The sequence below is a fragment of the Chryseobacterium sp. UYP7 genome, from assembly GCF_056279225.1.
The window spans coordinates 94,750-116,482 of sequence record NZ_JBWBQW010000007.1; the positions used below are offsets into that span (position 1 = coordinate 94,750).

Genomic DNA, 21,733 nt, shown 5'->3' on the forward strand with positions numbered 1-21,733 from the left:
TGCCAAAGGCACCTTCCGACAGAATACAAAATTATGAGCGCAGAAAAAAACAGAATTCCAGATCTAGCCTGGAAAAAATGGGGACCTTATGTGAGCAATCGGGAATGGGGTTTAGTTCGAGAAGATTACAGCGCAAACGGCGACGCCTGGAATTATACCAGTCACGACACTGCAGAAGCAAGAACTTACCGATGGGGTGAAGAAGGGATCTGCGGAATTTGTGATGATAAACAGCTCATGGTTTTTTCTCTTGGTCTCTGGAATAAGAAAGATAAAATGGTGAAAGAACGGTTTTTTGGCTTAACCAACGGACAGGGAAATCACGGCGAAGATGTAAAAGAGTATTTCTACTATTTAGATAATACTCCGACGCATTCCTACATGAAAATGCTTTATAAATATCCTCAGAATGAATTTCCTTACGATGATTTAATTCAGAAAAATGCAGCCAGAAACAGACAGGAAGCAGAGTATGAATTAATTGATACCGGCATTTTCGATGACAACGAATATTTCGATGTTTTTATTGAATATGCGAAAACTTCACCGAGCGATATATTGGTCAAGATCACCGTTACAAATAAATCAAAAAAGGAAGCGCCTTTGGTTCTCTTGCCTACAATTTGGTTTAGAAATACCTGGAATTGGGGTTACGACGATTACAAACCCAATTTAAGTTCCAGCAAAGCAGACCACATTCAAATTGACAGGAAAGAACTTAATATTAAAAATTTATATGCAAAAAAATCTTTAAAAACCCTGTTCTGCGATAATGAAACCAACGACGTAAAGTTGTATCACTCGCCAAATATTACGCCTTTCACAAAAGATGGCATCAACGATTTTGTGAGGAACGGAAACACTGAATCTATTAATAAAGAAAATGTCGGAACAAAGGCAGCATTTCTTTTAGATGAAATGATTCCTGCAGAAAGCACTCAAATCTTTGAATTTCGGCTTAGTGATCAGGATTTAGCACAACCTTTTGAAGATTTTGAGGAATTATTTACCAATAGAAAAAAGGAGGCAGATGAATTTTATGCCGATATTCAAAAAGGCATTAAAAGTGAAGATGAAAAAGACGTTCAACGCCAGGCATTCGCGGGAATGTTATGGAATAAAATGTTTTATCATTATAATGTTGATAAATGGTTGGAAGGTGATCCTGCAGAAATAAAACCACCCGAATCCCGGAAAAAGATCAGAAATTATGACTGGAAACATTTGAATAATTTCGATATTATTTCTATGCCCGACAAATGGGAATATCCCTGGTATGCGACTTGGGACCTCGCTTTTCACACCCTGAGTTTTTCTTTGATCGACCCAGATTTTGCGAAACAGCAGATCAAACTTTTTACTATGGATTGGTACATGCATCCAAACGGACAACTTCCGGCGTATGAATGGAATTTTTCCGATGTTAATCCACCCGTTCACGCCTGGGCACTTTTCCGCATCTTTAAAATTGATGAGACCTTAAAAGGTAAACCGGATCTGGAATTTCTGGAAACTGTTTTTCAAAAATTATTAATGAATTTTACATGGTGGGTCAACAAAAAAGATAGCAACGGTAATAATATTTTCGAAGGCGGATTTTTAGGCCTTGATAATGTTGGAATCTTTGACCGAAGCGACACTTTGCCGAACGGACAGCAACTGGAACAAGCAGACGGAACAAGTTGGATGGCCATGTTTGCTTTAAATATGATGCGGATCTCTATAGAATTGGCGCAGTACAATCATATTTATGAAGAAATGGCCACGAAATTCTTTGAGCATTTTCTTTATATCGCCAGTGCATTAGACAATATGGGCGAAAATGATTTCTCTCTATGGGACGAACAGGATGAGTTTTTCTACGATGCCATATCAACAAGTACAGGCGAAAGAATGTTTTTAAGACTCAGAACCATTGTTGGTCTGATTCCGATGTTTGCGGTGGAAGTGATCGAGGATGAGATGCTGCAAAAACTTCCTTTATTTAAAGCACGAATGGATTGGATCATGAAAAACAAACCTGAACTGGCCTCTTTGGTTTCTCATTGGGAAGTGAAAGGACAGGATTCTAAACACTTATTGAGTTTGCTCCGGGGTCATCGTTTGAAACGATTGTTAGCCAGAATGTTAGATGAAAAGGAGTTTTTCAGTGAATATGGCATTCGGTCACTTTCTAAAATTTATGATGAAAATCCCTTCGAAATGAAATTAAACGGATGCGATTATGTAATTAAATATACGCCTGCAGAAAGCGATAGTGGAATGTTTGGAGGGAACAGCAATTGGCGTGGTCCGATCTGGTTTCCGATTAATTTCTTGATCATCGAAAGTCTGCAACGTTTCTTTTTTTATTACAGTCCGGATTTTAAAGTAGAATGTCCGAGTGGAAGTGGAAACTTTGATAATTTAGATGAGATCGCAGAAGAATTAGGAAGCCGTCTTTCTAAAATATTTCTGAAAGATGAAAATGGTAAACGCGCTTTCAATGGACAATATCCAAGATTTCAGGAAGATGAAAACTTTAAAGATTACATTTTATTTTACGAATATTTTCACGGCGACAATGGGCGAGGAGTTGGCGCTTCTCACCAAACGGGTTGGACAGGATTAATTTCAAAAATTCTGCAACCTCGACTAAGCAGAATCGAAATGGCTAAAGATGAAACAGAAACTCCAAACTAGATCTTCTTAGTTCAGACTTTCTTCCTTTTTCAGTTGTTGATGAGAAACAAAAATGAGCACCGCCATAATCGTGATGGAAATTAAGGACGCGTTTAAGGTTCCCAGATCCAGACCGCCTTTCGCCAGCGGTTTGGTTAAAAAATCCCCAAATGTTGCTCCAAATGGACGTGTAAAAATAAAGGCGATCCAAAATAAAACGATATGATTAATCTTGGTAAAATAGTGCAGCGCAACAACAATAACGATAATAAATCCAGTGATCATGGCACCTATCAGATAACTTAATCCTAAATTATCATTCAGAAAATCTCCGAAAGCCGTTCCTAAACTGTTAGAAAATAATACCGCTATCCAGAAGTAAAGTTCTTTTGACCGTTCAAAAATGGGATAAACTTCTAGGTTTTTGAATTTTTTATACCACAGATACAGCGTTCCAAAAAGAAGAGAAACCAATATTAAACTTCCCCAAACATATCCTAGATGAAGGCTACGGTCGATAAAATCTGAAATTTCCGTTCCTAAAGTTGTGGTTCCAATGATGACAAGCCAGTAAAAAATCGGTGTATATTTTTTTGCATTCAACTGAATTACTAGAACAGTGATAAAAAATAAAGCCGTAATTCCGATTCCAAGTAAGTAACCCAGATCTAGAGTTTGTGCAATAAAATCTCCCAAGGTTTCGCCTAACGTGGTCGCTACAATTTTCATGAACCAAAAAAGAAGAGTAATGCTGGCAACTTTATTAAAAGTAAATTCTTCGGTTTTCATGTATCTTTATTATAGCTTGACGATTATTGATTAGTGAAGTGTAAATATAGATTTAAGATTACAAACTTAAAATTACGCCATTTTCTTTTAATTGCTGAATCGGTTTTGAAAACCAAAATAATTCAAAATCTTCAAAATTTTCTTCAAACTGATTTTTCATGAGTTGAAGTGTTAGTTTTTTAGGATTTTTCGTAGAATTTTCTGTAAAGATTTTCATGAGCCATTCCGCTTGATCTCTCTCTAATTCGAGCTTTAAAATATTTGTCTTGAGATGAAAAGTAAGCCGGGTCAAATCGAAAATCTTTCCTTTTTTTGATTTCACGAAGTTTTCGACTTGTGCATTTTTATCCAGAAAAATTAGTTTCGAATTTCCTTTGAAAGCAAAACTTTCTTCCTCCAACAGACAATCTTGAATATAATCCGGATGAATCGTCGTTTTTGGAATTTTAAAGTCGAACCAGTCTTTGAGCGGAATATCAAAATTGATTCCGTGCATATAATTGAGAAGCGATTTTTTTAGACCAAAACTAAATTTGCTGTGATCGATCCCGGTTTCATCGGTAAAATCGATGTCATTATGCGCGAATAAAATCTCTTTTGTAATGGGTTGAACACCAAATTCTGCAGGATTTTTGCCGATCGGTGAATGTGCCGTCATTGAAAACTGGTGCCAAAAGGCACTATGCAAAATTCCCATTTCAAAAAGCTGACGAACCATCTCTAAAGAATCAACCGTTTCCTGGATCGTCTGTGTTGGAAATCCGTACATTAAATAGGAGTGAACCATGATTCCGGCTTCTGTAAAATTTCGCGTCACTTTCGCAACCTGTTCCACAGAAACTCCTTTATCAATTAACTTCAAAAGTCGATCGCTCGCCACTTCCAGGCCGCCCGAAACTGCGACACAGCCTGAAATCTTCAATAAAAAACAAAGATCTTTACTGAAACTTTTTTCAAACCGAATATTCGTCCACCAGGTTACGACCAGATTCCGGCGTAAAATTTCCAGCGCAACTTCCCGCATTAAAGCTGGTGGCGCCGCTTCATCTACAAAATGAAAACCTGATTCGCCCGTTTGAGCGATGAGTTCTTCCATTCGGTCCACTAAAATTTTAGCAGAAATGGGCTCGTAAATTTTAATATAATCTAAAGAAATATCGCAGAAAGTACATTTGCCCCAATAGCAACCGTGCGCCATGGTAAGTTTATTCCAGCGGCCATCGCTCCATAAACTGTGCATCGGATTTGCAATTTCGATGACTGAAATGTATAGATGCAACAATAGATCGGTATAATCCGGTGTTCCTACAAAAGCCTGTTTGTAATCGAATTTTGAAGTATTATTTTTATAAACAACTTCTTGATCTTCTAAAATGAAAGTTCTTTTGAATTCAGAATCAGAAATATTGTTGCCCAAAATAACATTTTCAAAAACCAATTCTATCGGCAATTCACCATCATCTAAAGTAATGAAATCGAAAAATTCGAATACTCTTCTATCCTTCAATTCGCGTAATTCTGTGTTCGGAAAACCACCGCCCATTGCAATTTTAATTTGCGGATAATTTTCTTTAATAAATTGTGCCGACCGAAAAGCGGCATATAAATTTCCGGGAAATGGAACAGAAAAACAAACCAATTTGGGTTGAACCAATTCTAATTTTTCTTCTAAAATCTTTAAAGTAAATTGATCGATAAAAGTCTGATCATCTTGAAGCTTTGAATATAATTCATCGAAAGAATTCGCGCTTTGACCGATTCTTTCTGCGTAACGGCTAAAGCCAAAATCAGCATCGATATTTTCTACAATATAATCCGAAATATCTTCCAGATATAATGTAGCAAGATGTTTTGCCTTATCCTGCAAACCCATATTTCCGAAGGCAAATTCCAGATCATCAAGCTGATTAAAACGCGATGCTTCTGGCAGAAAATTCATGCTGCAGATCTGTCTTGCTAACGTTGGATTTTGATTTTGTAGAAAAAGAATAACCTGACCGATCGTTTTGATATATTCTTCGCGTAAAGCAAAAATTCGCTGGGAATTTTCTGACGTATTTTGTAAATCGATTTTTTCTGCAAACACATTTTGAATTCCAGTCTTTGAAAATAACTCCAAAATAACTTCGATCCCCAGATCAATTTGATAACTGTAAATATTTTTGGTGTTCAAAAAACCTTTAATATAAGCCGTTGCGGGATAAGGAGTATTGAGCTGCGTAAATGGTGGAGTGATGAGAAGAAGATCTTTCAAATGAATTCTTTTTGCAAATTTATTGTAAATAACTTAACCAAAAAAGTCACAAAAGTAAGGTGCATTATTTCTTAAAAGGGAACAAATGTGTGCTACCACAAACTTTTTATCGTTTTTTTTTGAATTTTTACTACAAAAAGCTTTTGTTGACTTTTATAGTTCAGAGCCTACAGATCGAAATCACCCGCAGCTTCCGGCTGATAAATAATTTCATCAATTACAATTTTAGTCATGCCCGAAGGAACTAACCAATCGATCTCATCATTCACACGGTAACCAATTAAAGCAGAACCTACGGAAGAAAAAATGGAAATTTTATTTTCCTTCATATTGGCCAAATGCGGGTAAACGATCTGAAACTGAACCGTATTTTTATTGTTCTGAAAATGGATCTTCACAATAGAATTCATGGTCACCACATCTTTCGGAATTTCCTCGGAAGGAACAATTTTAGCGCTGTGCAACTCTGCAAGCAATTTATCAGCATCTTCTTTTTTGATTCCGTTATTTAGTTTGGCGTCGCGAATTGCATTGTGAATTCTCGTGCTGTCTTGTTTTGATATGATAATTTGTTCCATTGTTTAAATAATAAGGGTACTAAAAAACCGTCTGAATTTTTCAAACGGTTTATAAAAAATAAATGTTTTTGAAAATTCTATGTATTTTTAAAACTTAACCTTTGTTCTTCCATTAATTTTTGCTCCTCGTCTTTATAAAAGCCAGAAACTAATTTTTCGTGGATCGCTTCAAATGCAGCCAGCGTTTCGTCGATTTCAGCATCGGTATGAGACGCAGTTGGAATTAATCTTAATAAAATCATTCCTTTTGGAATCACCGGATAAATTACAACTGATGTAAAAATTCCAAAGTTTTCTCTTAAATCACGAGAAAGTAGAGTAGCCTCAACTGTTGTACCCTGCATCATTACTGGAGTAACGCAAGTATTTGAACCTCCGATATTGAAACCTCTTTCTTTCAGTCCGTTTTGTAGTTTATTTACGTTTTCCCATAATTTCGCTTTGATCTCTGGTTTAGATCTCAAAAGATCTAATCGTTTTAAACCTCCAATTACCATTGGCATTGTTAAAGATTTTGCAAAAACCTGGGAACGAAGATTGTATTTTAAAATTCGGATAATATCTGCATCACCTGCGATAAATGCTCCGAAGCCTGCCATTGATTTTGCGAAAGTTGAAAAGTAAACGTCGATCTGATCCTGACAACCCTGTTCTTCTCCGGCTCCGGCTCCTTTTTCACCTAAAGTTCCGAATCCATGAGCATCATCAACCAAAAGTCTAAAATTGAATTTAGATTTTAAATCGCAGATCTCTTTAATTTTTCCCTGCATGCCGCGCATTCCGAAAACTCCTTCAGTAACGACTAAAATTCCGCCTCCATTTTCTTCAGCTACTTTCGTGGCACGAACTAAATTTTTCTCTAAACTCTCGATATCGTTGTGTTTGTAGGTAAAGCTTTTGCCCATGTGCAAACGTACTCCATCAACAATACAAGCGTGAGAATCCGCATCGTAAACGATCACGTCATGTCTTCCCACTAAGGCATCGATGGTAGAAACCATTCCCTGGTAACCGAAATTTAAAAGATAAGCTGCTTCTTTATCAACAAATTCTGCCAATTCTCTTTCTAACTGCTGGTGCTGTTCTGTTTCTCCAGACATCGCCCGGGCGCCCATTGGATAAAACAAGCCATATTCTGCAGCAGCTTTTGCGTCAGCTTCTAAAACCTCGGGGTGGTTGCAAAGTCCCAAATAATCATTGGCACTCCAAAAAATAACTTCTTTACCTTGAAATATCATTCGGGGACCAATAGGTCCTTCTAATTTTGGAAAAACAAAATATCCCTCTGCATAATCAGCAAACTGTCCCAATGGACCTGGATTTTGTCTTAGACGATCAAAAATATCTGTCATTATTTTATCTTGTTATTTTGTAAATTTTAATAATCAAATTTAATTAAATAATACTAAAAAAAAACCTTTCGCTAAGTACAAAAAGGTTTTTTATCAATTCTTTCTATTTTTTATTTTATGACTTCAGTTTTAAAAACCTGGTCATAGTTATGAACACAATTATTGACGAATCCCTGTTCTTCCATCCATTGATCACTGTATACTTTCGTAATGTAACGCGAACCGTGGTCCGGGAAAATAAGAACGACGACATCATCTTTCGAAAATTCGTGAGAAGCGGCGTACTGAATTAATCCCTGCGTTACAGCTCCTGTTGTGTAACCACCCATAATGGCTTCTTTTAGAGCGATTTCTCTGGTTCTGTATGCAGACATTTCATCGTTAACCCTAACAAATTCGTCGATCTTATCGAAAAGTAAAGCAGCCGGAATTAAATTCTTGCCCATTCCTTCAATTTGATAAGGATGAATTTCATCTTTATTAATTTTTCCTGTATCGTGAAAACCTTTTAATATCGAACCCGATGCATCAACACCGATAATCTTGATATTTGGATTTTTCTCTTTTAAAAATTTTGCAGAACCTGATAAAGTTCCGCCCGTTCCTGTGCATGCGATCAAGTGCGTTATCTTACCTTGTGTCTGTTCCCAAATTTCTGGTCCGGTAGATTTGTAATGCGCATCAATATTCAGTTCATTAAAATACTGATTAATATAAATCGAATCGGGAGTTTCCTGTGCAATTCTTTTTGCAACCTCGTAATAAGATCTCGGATCATCTGCAGCAACATTGGCCGGACAAATATAAACAGTTGCTCCCAATGCTTTTAGATACGCAATTTTTTCAGCTTTGGTTTTATCGCTTACTGCAAGAATACATTTGTAGCCTTTTATAATTGAAACCATCGCAATAGAAAAACCAGTGTTACCCGAAGTAGTTTCTACAATTGTAGAACCTGGACCCAGAAGCCCTTTTTTTTCTGCTGCTTCTATAATATGTAACGCGATTCTGTCTTTCGTAGAATGTCCGGGATTACAGGATTCTAATTTGGCATAAACCGTCGCAGGAATATCTTTGGTAACTGTATTCAATCTCACCAAAGGAGTATGACCAATTAAGCCAAGAATGTTATCGTAAACATTAATCATTTTTCTTCATTTTCTCTATAAAACCGACTGCAAAAATACTAAAAAATAAATAATTCAACAATGTATCTGTTATTTTATAATTCGTTCAATTCTAAATTAAGATATATTTGAATTCCCACCTTTTCGAAAGTACTAAAAATCGTGCAGTTGAGTTTAAATTTTGTTAAAATCGGTGGTTAGTAAATGAAAATCCTTATTTTCGCAACATTGAAATTTTATCTATGAAAAATTGGTCTTTTAAACAGTGGAATACCCTTTTGGGATGGGTTGTTTTCGCTATTGCTTTTGTCACCTACTTATCCACCATTGAGCCGAATTTTAGCTTTTGGGATACTGGAGAATACATTTCTTCCGCCGTAAAACTCGAAGTAACGCATGCTCCTGGAGCGGCACTTTTTCAATTGGTTGGAGCAGTTGCCGCAATGTTTGCTTTTGGTAACGGCGAAAATTACTCGGTGGTGATCAACTCTATGTCTGCACTTTTTAGTGCTTTGACCATTCTGTTCCTCTTCTGGACGATCACCCATTTGGTGAGAAGACTTCTAAATAAAGATTTTGTTGAGATCACGAAACATCAGGAGATTTCTATCCTTTTTGCCGGAGTGATCGGCGCTTTATGTTTTACTTTTTCTGATACTTTTTGGTTCTCTGCTGTTGAAGGCGAAGTTTACTCAATGACAAGTATGTTTATCGCACTTCTGGTTTGGCTGATCACAAAGTGGGAAAATGAATTTCACGACTTGGATAATGAAAGATGGATCATCTTAATATTTTTTGTAACTGGCCTTTCTGTTGGTGTTCACATGATGTGTATGTTGGCAATTCCGGCAGTGTGTTTAATGTATTACGCCAGAAATTACGAATTTACGTGGAAGAGTTTCCTTTGGGCAAATGCTTTAACACTCCTGATTTTAGGTATTGTATTTAAAGGAATTTTCCCTTTGATCATGACTCTTTTTGGTAAAATGGAAATTTTCGCTGTGAACGGAATTGGTCTTCCTTTTCACTCCGGAACGATCATCGCCTTTATCATCTTAGTAGCACTGTGTTATTTTGCTCTGAAATATTCCAGAAAACTGAAGAAAAACATCTATCAAACTATTGTTCTTTCTGTAGTGTATATGATGATCGGTTTTTCTTGCTGGATGGTAATTCCAATTCGTGCAAATGCGAATCCACCAATGAACCTAAACAATCCAGACAATGCTATTGGAATGTTAGATTATTACAACCGGGAACAATACGGTGACTGGCCAACTTCTTACGGTCAAAATTATACTGCTTATTTAGATGCAAACGGAATTCAGAAAAATGATGACGGCAGTTTCAAAACTCAGAAAACAGGTGATGTTTACGAAAAAGATGAAAAAGCTGGAACTTATAGAAGAGTAGGCGATCGCTTTAATTACATCTTTAGTCAGGATCAGGTTAGCTTTATGCCAAGAATGTTTAGTGAAGATAAAGACGTAATGTCCAATTATATTTCAATGTATGGCGCACCGGATTTCTCCTTCAATTATGCGAATGAAGAAGTTGCCGACAGTCCCGAAGCGAAACAGGTCTTTAACGAACTTCGTAAAAAATATGAAGATGAAACCATTAAAGCAGACGATTATCTAAAAGTAAAATCGTATAATTTAATTAATGTTCAGCGACCCTCTTTAGCGCAAAATTTAGATTATTTCTTCACATTTCAAAACGGATATTATTTCGTTCGATATCTTATGTGGAATTATGTCGGCCGACAAAATGACCTGGAAGGACACATGGAAAATAATAAAGGAAACTGGATATCAGGAATTCCTTTCCTCGATAATGCAATGTATGGTGATCAAAGTAAGATGCCTGCAAAATTCAAAAATGAAAGTACAGTTGCCTTCTTCTTTTTACCCTTGTTACTCGGAATTATTGGTTTCTTCTTCCAGTTAAAAAAAGATTTCGGACGGTTTTACGCAATTCTCTCTTTATTTGTATTAACAAGTTTCGGAATCGTTTTTTATACCGGTGTAAAACCCTTCGAAGTTCGGGAGAGAGATTACGCAATGGTCGGATCTTTCTACGCTTTCGCCATTTGGATCGGACTGGGAGCCGGAGCTTTGCTTTGGTATCTTCAGACTAAAGTTAAATCAGATACCCTTAATATTGTTGCAGGCGTTGTTCTGTTAGGAATTCCGTTGATGATGGGTTTCCAGAATTATAATGTACACGATCGAAGCAACAGATACGCAGCTTATGATTACGCGTATTCTACTTTAAAATCTTTACCGAAAAACGATATCCTCTTCGTTTACGGCGATAATGATACGTATCCGATCTGGGGAATGCAGGAAACCTCGGGGCTTCGAGATGATGTGAAAGTGGTAAATTTCACTCTGCTTTCTACCCCGTGGAATATTGATCAGGTAAAACGCAGAACGTATAATTCTATTGGCGTTCCATCAATGATGACTCATGAAGATTACCGCGATGGAACCAACGACCAGATTTATTTGATGAAAAAGGATGACTGGGCAAATGTCTTTGCGAATCTTAAACAACAAGGCGCTCCAGACACTACTTTCGCCGAATTCCGTAAATTTGCGACCCAGGATTCTATGACTTTAAAAGAAGCCATGAATTTTATTAAAACAAAATCCGAAGATAAAGACGAAATTTTGAAAATGCTTTTCGGAAATGAAAAGTATGAAAAATTTAATTTCCTTCCCGTTTCTAAATTCATTTTGCCTGTAAATAAAGCAAATGCAGTAAAATCCGGAACAATTGAAGCGAAGGATTTAGCGCAGACGGTTGATCAGATCACCATCGATTACAAGAGCAACAGCATGTTCAAAAATAATTTGTTGATGCTGGATATGTTGGCGAATTTCGACTGGAAACGCCCCATCAATTTCTCTTCCGGTGGAATTTATGATCCTGAAAATATTTTCTATTTAGGTGATTATCTTCAGTTCGATGGTTTCAGCTATCGTTTGGTGCCGATCAATACGCCAGAACGTGCAGACGGGGAAATGGGTAGAGTAGATGCCAATTCTTTGTACCAAATCGTGAAAAATTTTAAATGGGGTAATTTCAAAGATTTAAACGTTCATTTTGATGAGACCTGCACTCAAAATATTGTAAGTTACAGAGGTTCAGCGAGCCGTGCTGCAGAAGCACTTTCACTCTCCGGGCAGAAAGCTAAAGCTCTTGAGATACTGGATTTGGCTTCCAAAGAAATCCCTGTAAAAAAATACGATGATGCACGATCGCTAAGTTCTATCGTTTACGGATACATTGTTTCCGGACAGGAACAAAAAGGTTTGAAACTGGCAGAAGAACTTAAAAAAGGCATCTTTACAGAATATGATTATTACCGCACGCTTTCCCCAGAGGAACAACGCTTTGTTTCGCGCCAGATGCGGACAAAACCAATGGAATATTCGTTGATCGTTGGAGCGGTTTCTGATGCCTACAACAAGATCGGACAAAAGGAAAAAGGATATGCATATTTGGTAAAATCCATTGAACCAATCGACAAACGTTTCAACTCATTTGTTAAAGATCTGCAGGCAATGGGTAAAGAAAAAGCCTTTAAACAATCAGAAAATGTGCAGAAAATTACACCGTTCTATACATATTTATTCGATGTAATGGAGCCTTATGATTCCACTTACTCCAAAGAAAAAGAGGATCAGATCACGAATGCAATTATGAAAGCGACGCAATAAAACAAACTCCAATTTCAGAAAATGACTGTATCAGAATATATAAAAAAAGTTCCCAAAGCTGAGCTTCATCTCCACATAGAGGGAACTTTCGAACCCGAATTAATGTTCGAGATCGCACGCAGAAATGGCATCGAGATTCCGTATGCGAATATTGAAGCGGTAAAAAAAGCGTATCAGTTCAGCAACTTGCAGGATTTTCTGAATATTTATTATGCCGGAGCGAATGTTCTGATCCACGAGCAGGATTTTTACGATCTTACAATGGCTTACTTTCAACATTGTCAGGAAGAAAATATTGTGCACGCCGAAATTATGTTCGATCCGCAAACGCATACAAAAAGAGGAATCGAGTTTTCTACAGTAATGAATGGAATTCAGCGCGCAAGAGCAGACGCTGAAAAGCAATTTGGTATTTCCTCTTTATTGATCATGAGTTATTTGCGGCATTTATCAGAAGAAGATGCTTTCGAAACATTGCAACAATCGCTTCCTTACAAGCATTTAATTAAAATGGTTGGTTTAGATTCGTCTGAAAAAGGAAATCCGCCTTCCAAATTTCAGAAAGTATTTGAAGCTTCAGTGAGGGAAGGATATATTCCTGTCGCACACGCGGGCGAAGAAGGTCCTGCAGAATATATTTGGGAAGCCTTAGATCTGTTGAAAGTTGCAAGAATTGATCATGGAAATAATTGTTTATCTGATCCAAAATTAGTTAAAAGATTGGTCGAAGAAAATATGGCTTTGACGGTGTGTCCACTTTCGAATACGGCTTTAAGAAATGTTGCTGATATTAAAAGTCATCCGTTGAAGCAAATGTTGGACTTAGGTTTGAAAGTCACCGTAAACTCCGATGATCCTGCGTATTTTGGCGGTTATTTGACTCAGAATTATTTGAGTTGTATTGAAGCCTTGGACTTAAGTTTAATGGAGGTGAAACAATTGGTTCACAATTCTTTCGAATATTCTTTCTTACCAGTAGAAATAAAACAAAAATTCATCGCTCAACTTTAAAAAATTGAAATATTGCGCTTTTCTTCGCGGCGTTAATGTAAATGGAACTATCATGAAAATGGCAGAAGTGTGTAAAGTATTTACGGACGCCGGAATGCAAGACGTTTCCTCGGTTTTGGCGACAGGTAATATCTTGTTTTGTTCCGACAAGGATTCCTCTGAATTAAAAAAACTCTTAGAAAAATCGCTTTCGGAATATTTTAATTATGAAGCTTTTTTATTTATCAAAACTGAAAGAGAAGTTACTGAGCTCTTTAATAAAAATCCTTTTACAAAATCTGTTGATCTGCATATTTATACTTTCGTCGGAATTGAAGAAATTGCAGAAACTCTCTTAAAAGAATTTGATAATTCTATAAAATCTGACAACGAAAAGGGTGAAATCGTAAATAAAAATTTTTACTGGCAAGTTGCGAAAGGAAATACGTTAGATTCAACCTTTGGAAAAGTTTTAGGTAAAAAATCTTTAAAAGAAAAAATGACATCCAGGAATTTGAATACGATTGAGAAAATCATCTTAAAATTTAATTAAACTTTTATGAAGAAAATTTACACTTTTTTAACTTTATTATCATTTATAATTGCTTATTCTCAACTTGAGATTCCAAAAGAAATAGCCTTCAACACTGCGCTTGCAAATGCCGAAAATAAGTTAATTATATTACCCTTAAAAGAGGCGGACAAAGATTTTACAGTTGGCGTTCCCTATTTCGACGAGCAAGCCGGATATTCTTTTAAACTTGTCGGAAGTCTAATTCCCCAAAATAAATCATTTGTATTTAAGCCGTCCGAATCTAATATAATTGCAAGATGGCAAAATGTAAAATTGCTCGTCGCTGTAATTCCTAAAGACAAAATCGCGGAATGGAAACTCCCTGATCCTTCTGATTTTCTTAAAAATTATAAATTTTCACGTCCCGAAAATGAAGTTCTTATTGATAAATACAGTTTTTTGAATGGTGTTGGCTCTTCTGACATTGCTTTGAAAGGTCTCGAAATTTTGGAAGGGAAAAATTACAAATCAGAGAAGCTTTACTTCGAATTGGCTTATGCTTACAATGCTTTAGGGAAATTTAGTGAAGCAGAAAGAGCAGTTACGGATGCAAATTTAAATGGTTTTTCCAGTGAGCTTTTAATTAAAGAAAAGCATTATGCGATGATTCAGCAAAAAAGATTAACAGAAGCCGCTGTCTACTTAGAAAATAATTTCAAAAACTTTAAAAGTAATATTTATAAAAGTGAAAGTATCGTTAATCAGATTTCTAACTTTTATAATGCATCAGATTTTGAGAACGCGAGAAAATGGATCAATTTATATAAAAAAGAAATTGGTAAAGATCAATATATATCGAATGTTGAACGTATCGAAAATGCATTGATTCAACAGTAAATAAATAATTAGTCTGTCTCTATTTTTAGATTAAAAATTACCGGAATAATAACCGGTTTTTTTTTGTTTAAAATCAAATGATTAAATATAAAGTTTCTAAAAAATTCCTTATAAATAATTACTATTTTTGTCATTAAACCGTTCAACATTAAATAACTCATTCATGATTCAATACTTAGAAAATATTCACCACAAAAATTCAAAAAATTTTTTTCTCATTGCCGGACCTTGCATCATCGAAGGCGAGGAAATGGCTTTAAACATTGCCGAAAAAATTGTAGAAATGACCAATAAATATGAGATCCCCTATATTTTTAAAGGAAGTTTTAAAAAAGCAAATCGCAGCAGAGTCGATTCTTTTACGACAATTGGCGAGGAAAAATCTTTAGAAATTCTAAGAAAAGTAGGAGAGACTTTTAATATTCCAACAACGACCGATATTCATGAAAACGAACATGCAGCATTAGCCGCGCAATACGTTGATGTTTTACAAATTCCGGCATTTTTGGTTCGTCAAACCGATCTTTTAATCGCGGCTGCAAAAACGGGAAAATGTGTCAGTTTGAAAAAAGGACAATTTCTTTCTCCCGAATCCATGCAGTTTGCTGTGCAAAAAGTAAATGATTCCGGAAATCCAAAAACAGCCATTATCGAACGTGGAAATTCTTTTGGATATACCGATCTAGTCGTTGATTTCCGGGGAATTCCGACGATGAGAAATTACGCTCCTGTCATTTTAGATGTGACGCATTCTTTACAACAACCCAATCAAAGTTCCGGCGTAACCGGTGGAAGACCGGAATTGATTGAAACGATTGCAAAAGCGGGAATCGCAGTTGGCGCAGATGGACTTTTTATAGAAACTCATCCTGATCCAAGTTCTGCACTTTCTGATGGTGCAAATATGCTGAGACTCGACAAACTCGAAGATCTGCTTCAAAAATTAACACGTGTGAGAGAAGCGATTCTCTAATTTTTTGTTATCTTTAAAAACTAAATTCGCTGCATTGAAAAAACTACTTCTACTACTGGCGTTGATGCCATTTTTCGCATTTTCGCAAATCAATCTAAAAGTTTTAGATAAAGATGGAAATCCTGTTTCGCAGGCCAATGTTTCTTACAACAATCAAAATTTTACGACAGATGATAAAGGTTTTGTAAAGATCCCAATTGCGGAATCGGTTCAAATGTTATCGGTAGAAAAAGAAAATTTCAGGGGTTTTAGTAAGAACATTAAAACAAATCCGAGAGTTCAAAATGTAAATGTTTTGTTTGCCAATCTGGAGCGCGAAACGAAAATCGAAGAAGTTGTTTTTCAGAAAAAGGGAAAACCGAAAGTTACCGATCTTACCTCCATTGAGATCTCTGCGAAAGAAGCACAACAGGTCGCCTCGCTTTCCGGTGGTGTCGAAGGTCTTTTAAAAACTTTACCTTCAGTAAACTCAAATGCAGAATTATCTTCCCAGTATATGGTTCGTGGTGGAAACTACGATGAAAATCTCATCTACATTAATGATATCGAAATTTACCGTCCGTTTTTAATTCGGAACTCTTTACAGGAAGGACTAAGTATTATAAATCCAGATCTTGTTCAGGCGATCAATTTTTCTGCCGGCGGTTTTGAAGCAAAATATGGCGATAAAATGTCTTCTGCATTAAATATTTATTACAGACAACCTACCAAATTTGAACTTTCCGGAGAGGCGAGTTTAATTGGAGGAAGACTTACTACAGGATTTGCATCCAAAAATAAAAAACTGACGGGTATCATTTCCGGCAGATATAGAAATACGAATTTAGTCTTAAACACTTTGAATGAAGACACCGATTTTAATCCGCAATACGTGGATTTTCAATCTTATCTGAATTATAAGATCAACGAAAAGTGGGACGTTTCTTTCATCGGTTACTGGAGTAAGAACGATTACGAAATGATTCCGAAAGTAAAAGAAGTGGAATTTGGAACTTTGCAAAGTCCCTTAAAACTGAGTGTTTTTTATGACGGTAAAGAAAATGATCAATATAAAAATATGATGGGAACGGCTACGATCAATTTTAAGCCGACCGAGAAATGGAAATTTACCTTAGATAGTTTTGCCTATCAAAACCGCGAAAAAGAATATTACACCATCGCTTCTGCATACCAATTACAAACTTTCGATCCAATTACGGGCGCACCAATTACTTCTTATGACGTTGGTGGACAAATTGATCACGCCAGAAATGACTTGATGGTAAAAACGTATGGAGCGCAATTCAAAACCAGATTTTCTCCAGATGTAAATACTGATTTTGAAGTGGGCTTAAAATTCGAAAAAGAAAATTTACAGGACAATACGAATGAGTGGCAACTCGTGGATTCTTTGGGTTACAGCACGCCGAGAGATTTCGTGCTTCCGGGATCTTTGGATCCGTCGCAGCTTCGTTTGCGTTTTAGTATTGCGGGTGCAAACCACATAGAACCGACACGTGTTTCAGGTTATGCGCAATATTCTAAAAAATTCTTCTGGGGCGACAACCGCGTCTTTGTAAATGCGGGAATTAGAGCTTCTCATTGGGATTTTAACGATGAAACAATTATTTCTCCAAGAGCACAATTCGCGATCAAACCGGATTGGGATATGGATATGTTATTCAAGATCTCCGGGGGAATCTATTATCAGGCACCGTTTTATAAAGAGATCAAGGATCTGGACGGAAACTTTAATCCAGACATCAAATCGCAACGGTCGATGCAGATTATTGTTGCCAATGATTTCGAATTTAAAATGGTAGACCGCCCTTTTAAACTGACGACAGAAGTTTACTATAAAAAGATGGATAATTTGATTCCTTATTATCTGGATAATGTAAGAATCCGTTATAATGGAAAAAATAATTCGGAAGGTTATGCCTACGGAATTGATACCAGATTATTTGGGAAATTTGTTCCTGGAGTTGATTCCTGGATTTCTGCAAGTTATGCGCGCGTAAAAGAAAATATCGATGGACGAGGTTATATTTCCAGACCCACCGATCCTCGTTTTAGATTTGCTTTATTTTATCAGGATTTCATGCCGAAATTTCCATCGATGCGTGTAAATTTAACTTTGAATTACGCAAACGGTTTACCAACTGGAACGCCAATTTCACTTGATGAGAACGGGAAACCTGATTTTAACGCGCCATATCAATATCAAAGAAAGTTGCCATCTTACAAACGCGTAGATATCGGCTTATCAAAAATATTCATTGATGAAAAAGACAACAAAGCAACCGGACCAGTTTGGAGTAAATTTAAAGAATTGACTTTAGGCGTTCAGATATTTAACGCTTTCAATATTAGCAATACGGTGGCAAATCAATTTGTGAACGATGTTTCTTCCGGTTACAGCTATCCGGTTCCTGTAAGATTGACGGGTCGGTTTTTTAATGTAAAACTGGAGTTTAAACTTTAAAAAAGAAGAGAAAAGGAAAAAATTATAGCTTATAAACACTTTTAATTTAACGAAATATTTGAATCCCAAAACTGTAACGTTTTGGGATTTTTTCTTTGAATTTATAGAAAATCTAAAAACACTGTACCTTTTTATTTATCTTTATAAAAATCAATTGCTATCGGTCCTTTTAAGCCTGGAAAATATTTAGAGCATGTTGGAACTATTATTAAATTTTATGCATATACAAAACTTATATTCACTCGTCGGACAATTTCCAACAACATCTTTTTTTATAATTGATTCTTTTAGAAATGATGACGATTTTTTAGTTTCTCTACTCGTTTTTGGCGCACTATTTTTCATCGTTGCCGCAATTGCATGTACAGTTTTGATTTTAATTTTTACAGTAATTATTTTTCTTCTGGTAAGTGGTGGTGTAATTTCGACCTCTATTTTGATAGGATTTCAGCAAAAATCTGCCAGCACAGCATTTAAAACTTTTTTTATACTGATATGCAGTTTGGGAACAACGGCAGTTTCTATGTTAGCTTTTTTTCTTATTAATTCTGTAAAAGAGTGGTGGTCTAATGAGGCCGCTATTTTTGCAGGTTTAATATTTGGCATTTTTACCGGCTGGATTTTGGGCGTAATGGTATTTTTCGCATTCCAGAAAATCACCATATTTTTTAGACAAAAATTTAAGGAAAAATTACAAAATGCAAATACCAAAATTTTTCAAAATAAGAACTGATACGAAAAGCCAGAAATTCTAAAAAAATCCCGAAACTTAAAAAGTTTCAGGATTATTTTTATTCTGTTTCGGCGTTGTAATTGACCGTATCGTACAAATCTTTCCGCCTGTCGCTCATCGTACGAACTGCGCCGTAATGGTGAAGTTCTTTCAATAAATTAAGATCGACATCTACAATTAAAGTCGTCTCTGTATTCGGTGTTGCTTCTCCTTTTACAGCATTCGAAGGGAACGCAAAGTCTGAGGGCGTGAAAACAGCGGCTTGTCCGTACTGAATATCCATATTATTTACACCTGGTAAGTTCCCTACACATCCTGCAATTGCAACATAACATTCGTTTTCAATCGCTCTAGCTGCAGCACAATGACGAACGCGCATGTACGCATTTTGAGTGTCGGTAAGATAGGGGACAAATAAGATCTTCATTCCTTGATCTGCTAAAATCCTGGGTAATTCCGGGAATTCAACATCATAACAAATTACCAAACCAACTTTTCCGCAATCGGTGTCGATGACTTTAATTTCATTTCCACCTTTCATACCGTAGAATTTCTTCTCGTTTGGTGTGATATGAATTTTTCGGTGTTCATCGATTTTTCCGTCGCGATGAAGAAGATAACTGATGTTATAAAGGTCTTCATTTTCGATGAACGGCATACTTCCACCAATGATATTAATATTATAACTGATGGCTAACTGGGAAAGTCTGATTTTAATTTCCTCCGTCATTTCTGCCAGTTTAAACATACTTTCCCGCTCGCTTAAATGATTGAAAGGAGCCAGTAGTGGTGTATTGAAAAATTCCGGGAACATAATGAAATCCGATTTATAATCTGCCATTACGTTTACAAAGAATTCAACCTGTTCAAAAAAAGCATCAATATCTTTAAAATGTCGCATTTGCCATTGAACTAAACCTAAACGAATTACAGAATCCTGCATCGTATTGGGTTTCTTGCTGTAATAAATATTATTCCACTGCAGTAAAACGGCGTTTTCTTCGGAATGAGAATCTTCCGGAAGGTAGCTTTTCAGCACGCGTACCGGCAGAAAATTATTAGCCAGCTGAAAACTTAAAACAGGATCATAAACTTCTTTCTTGCGAACTTGCTGAATGTATTCTCTAGGCGAAAGTTCGTGACTGTGTAAATGATAATTTGGAATTCTGCCCCCAACGATAATTGATTTTAAATTCAGCTTTTCGCACAGTTCTTTTCTTGCGTCATATAATCTTCTCGCCAAACGCAATTCGCGAAATTCGGGATCTACAAAAATTTCAATTCCGTACAAAACATTTCCAGTGTCGGAATGCGTGTTGAAAGTGTAATTTCCCGTGATTTCTTTGTAAGTATGGTCATCACCATATAATTCGTATTGCACGATCAACGAAAGACAGACCGCCGCAATTTTATCATCAACGGTTATACATATTTGTCCGTCGGCAAATAATTTAATGAGTTTCTGAATACTTTTCTTTGACCAAATGTTTTCAGACATTGCTGGATATGCTTTCTGCATCGTTTCCTTAAGCTCGTCGTAATCATCTAAAGTCAGTTTTCTAATATCTATTTGCATATATTTATTTTTAAAAATTAAAGGAATCTAAAGTAAGATCCCGGAACAGTGATCTGCAGAACTCCCTGTTGCAGATGACAATATATTGATTTCATTATTCTTACGCAAAACTCCCATAAAGGCAAAGATCAAAGCTTCTTTAAAATCGATCAGTTCCTTTTCCGGAATAATTATTTCTGCTGAAGTTTTACTTTTTATCCGATCTACTAAATAAGAATTATAGGTTCCGCCGCCTGTAAAAAGAACTTTTTTAATCTGATGTTGGTTAAAAACTTCGGCAATTTGGAACGCTGCATGTTCTGTGAAAGTAGCCATAATATTTTCTGTAGTTTCCTCTTTTAACAATGGGAAAATGTTTTCATTGATCCACTCAATTCCCAAGGATTTTGGTGGCGCATTTTCATAAAATGGAAGCGCATTTAATAAAGTTAGAATTTCAAAGTTGACGGTTCCATTTTTTGCAAAATTTCCGCTCTCATCAAAATCTTTTCCTAATTCTTTCGCAAAATGGTTCAATACAATATTGACCGGACAAATATCAAAAGCAATTCGTTTTCCTTTTTCTTTAAAGGAAATATTAGAAAATCCACCAATATTTAAGCAGGCATCAAACTCTGAAAAAAGAAGTTCATCACCGACCGGAACCAAAGGAGCGCCGTTTCCACCCATCAGAACATCCTGACTGCGGAAATCATAAACCACAGGAACTTCATTCAACATTTTAAGGGCTCGTCCGTCACCAATCTGTAAAGTAAATTTTCTTTGGGGTTGATGAAAAACGGTGTGACCGTGAGATGCGATCAGATCAATATTTTGTAAATCATATTGCTCAATAAATTCTTTGACTCTTTTCCCCAGATAAAAACCATACTCGGAATGTAAAGCCAAAAGATCAACAGAATTAAGGTAGATCGCATTCCGAAGTTTTTTTTCCCAGTGTTGAGAATAGGGTATCGTTTCCGCCTTCAAAATTTCAAAATCCCATGACTGGTCCTTCTTCGTAAAGTTAGCAAAACAAAGATCCAGCCCATCCAGGCTTGTTCCCGACATTAATCCTATCGCACGGAATTCCATAAAGACAAATTTTTTACGAATTT

At 36.2% G+C, this 21,733-nt stretch carries 15 protein-coding genes; 8 read left to right on the forward strand and 7 right to left on the reverse strand.

Annotated elements, in window-relative coordinates:
* Nucleotides 1-33 precede the first annotated feature (33 nt).
* A complete protein-coding gene (locus ACZ9HT_RS13910; RefSeq protein ID WP_476041095.1) occupies nucleotides 34-2,682 on the forward strand; it encodes an MGH1-like glycoside hydrolase domain-containing protein in 2,649 nt (882 codons plus the stop codon).
* A 6-nt stretch (nucleotides 2,683-2,688) separates the two neighbouring features.
* Here the strand turns inward: ACZ9HT_RS13910 and ACZ9HT_RS13915 are convergent, their stop codons facing one another.
* The 5 genes from ACZ9HT_RS13915 to ACZ9HT_RS13935 form a co-directional block, all read right to left on the reverse strand.
* Nucleotides 2,689-3,450 carry a COG4705 family protein gene (locus tag ACZ9HT_RS13915; protein WP_476041096.1) on the reverse strand — a complete coding sequence of 254 codons (762 nt, stop codon included), beginning with the start codon at nucleotides 3,448-3,450 and terminating at the stop codon, nucleotides 2,689-2,691.
* A gap of 58 nt (nucleotides 3,451-3,508) precedes the next feature.
* Nucleotides 3,509-5,704: a B12-binding domain-containing radical SAM protein gene (locus tag ACZ9HT_RS13920; RefSeq protein ID WP_476041097.1), complete on the reverse strand. Its 2,196-nt coding sequence runs from the start codon at nucleotides 5,702-5,704 to the stop codon at nucleotides 3,509-3,511.
* Nucleotides 5,705-5,871: 167 nt separating this feature from the next.
* The gene (gene rnk / locus ACZ9HT_RS13925) at nucleotides 5,872-6,282 is read right to left on the reverse strand and encodes a nucleoside diphosphate kinase regulator (RefSeq protein WP_476041098.1); all 411 of its coding nucleotides are present in this window, start codon (nucleotides 6,280-6,282) and stop codon (nucleotides 5,872-5,874) included.
* Between the two features lie 77 nt (nucleotides 6,283-6,359).
* Nucleotides 6,360-7,634 carry an aminotransferase class I/II-fold pyridoxal phosphate-dependent enzyme gene (locus ACZ9HT_RS13930; RefSeq protein ID WP_476041099.1) on the reverse strand — a complete coding sequence of 425 codons (1,275 nt, stop codon included), beginning with the start codon at nucleotides 7,632-7,634 and terminating at the stop codon, nucleotides 6,360-6,362.
* Between the two features lie 110 nt (nucleotides 7,635-7,744).
* Complete coding sequence (locus ACZ9HT_RS13935) at nucleotides 7,745-8,782, reverse strand: PLP-dependent cysteine synthase family protein (RefSeq protein ID WP_476041100.1); 1,038 nt, start codon at nucleotides 8,780-8,782, stop codon at nucleotides 7,745-7,747.
* A 221-nt stretch (nucleotides 8,783-9,003) separates the two neighbouring features.
* Between ACZ9HT_RS13935 and ACZ9HT_RS13940 the strand changes: the two genes are divergently transcribed.
* From ACZ9HT_RS13940 to ACZ9HT_RS13970, 7 genes are all read left to right on the forward strand, one after another.
* Nucleotides 9,004-12,489 (forward strand): glycosyltransferase family 117 protein, encoded by a 3,486-nt coding sequence (locus ACZ9HT_RS13940; RefSeq protein WP_476041101.1) that lies wholly within the window; start codon nucleotides 9,004-9,006, stop codon nucleotides 12,487-12,489.
* Nucleotides 12,490-12,510: 21 nt separating this feature from the next.
* Entirely contained in the window at nucleotides 12,511-13,500 is a 990-nt protein-coding gene (locus tag ACZ9HT_RS13945; RefSeq protein WP_476041102.1) for an adenosine deaminase, read from the forward strand.
* Between the two features lie 4 nt (nucleotides 13,501-13,504).
* The gene (locus ACZ9HT_RS13950) at nucleotides 13,505-14,032 is read left to right on the forward strand and encodes a DUF1697 domain-containing protein (protein ID WP_476041103.1); all 528 of its coding nucleotides are present in this window, start codon (nucleotides 13,505-13,507) and stop codon (nucleotides 14,030-14,032) included.
* Between the two features lie 6 nt (nucleotides 14,033-14,038).
* Complete coding sequence (locus ACZ9HT_RS13955; protein ID WP_476041104.1) at nucleotides 14,039-14,890, forward strand: hypothetical protein; 852 nt, start codon at nucleotides 14,039-14,041, stop codon at nucleotides 14,888-14,890.
* 163 nt (nucleotides 14,891-15,053) lie between these two features.
* The gene (kdsA, locus tag ACZ9HT_RS13960; RefSeq protein ID WP_476041105.1) at nucleotides 15,054-15,863 is read left to right on the forward strand and encodes a 3-deoxy-8-phosphooctulonate synthase; all 810 of its coding nucleotides are present in this window, start codon (nucleotides 15,054-15,056) and stop codon (nucleotides 15,861-15,863) included.
* A 34-nt stretch (nucleotides 15,864-15,897) separates the two neighbouring features.
* Complete coding sequence (locus ACZ9HT_RS13965; RefSeq protein ID WP_476041106.1) at nucleotides 15,898-18,327, forward strand: TonB-dependent receptor plug domain-containing protein; 2,430 nt, start codon at nucleotides 15,898-15,900, stop codon at nucleotides 18,325-18,327.
* Between the two features lie 193 nt (nucleotides 18,328-18,520).
* Complete coding sequence (locus tag ACZ9HT_RS13970; RefSeq protein WP_476041107.1) at nucleotides 18,521-19,060, forward strand: hypothetical protein; 540 nt, start codon at nucleotides 18,521-18,523, stop codon at nucleotides 19,058-19,060.
* Between the two features lie 58 nt (nucleotides 19,061-19,118).
* Here ACZ9HT_RS13970 and ACZ9HT_RS13975 read toward each other — a convergent pair whose 3' ends face one another.
* Together ACZ9HT_RS13975 and ACZ9HT_RS13980 are read right to left on the reverse strand one after the other, a co-directional pair.
* Nucleotides 19,119-20,636, reverse strand: a complete 1,518-nt coding sequence (locus ACZ9HT_RS13975) for a nitrilase-related carbon-nitrogen hydrolase (RefSeq protein WP_476041108.1) — start codon at nucleotides 20,634-20,636, stop codon at nucleotides 19,119-19,121.
* 27 nt (nucleotides 20,637-20,663) lie between these two features.
* Entirely contained in the window at nucleotides 20,664-21,710 is a 1,047-nt protein-coding gene (locus tag ACZ9HT_RS13980) for an anhydro-N-acetylmuramic acid kinase (protein WP_476041109.1), read from the reverse strand.
* Nucleotides 21,711-21,733 lie beyond the last annotated feature (23 nt).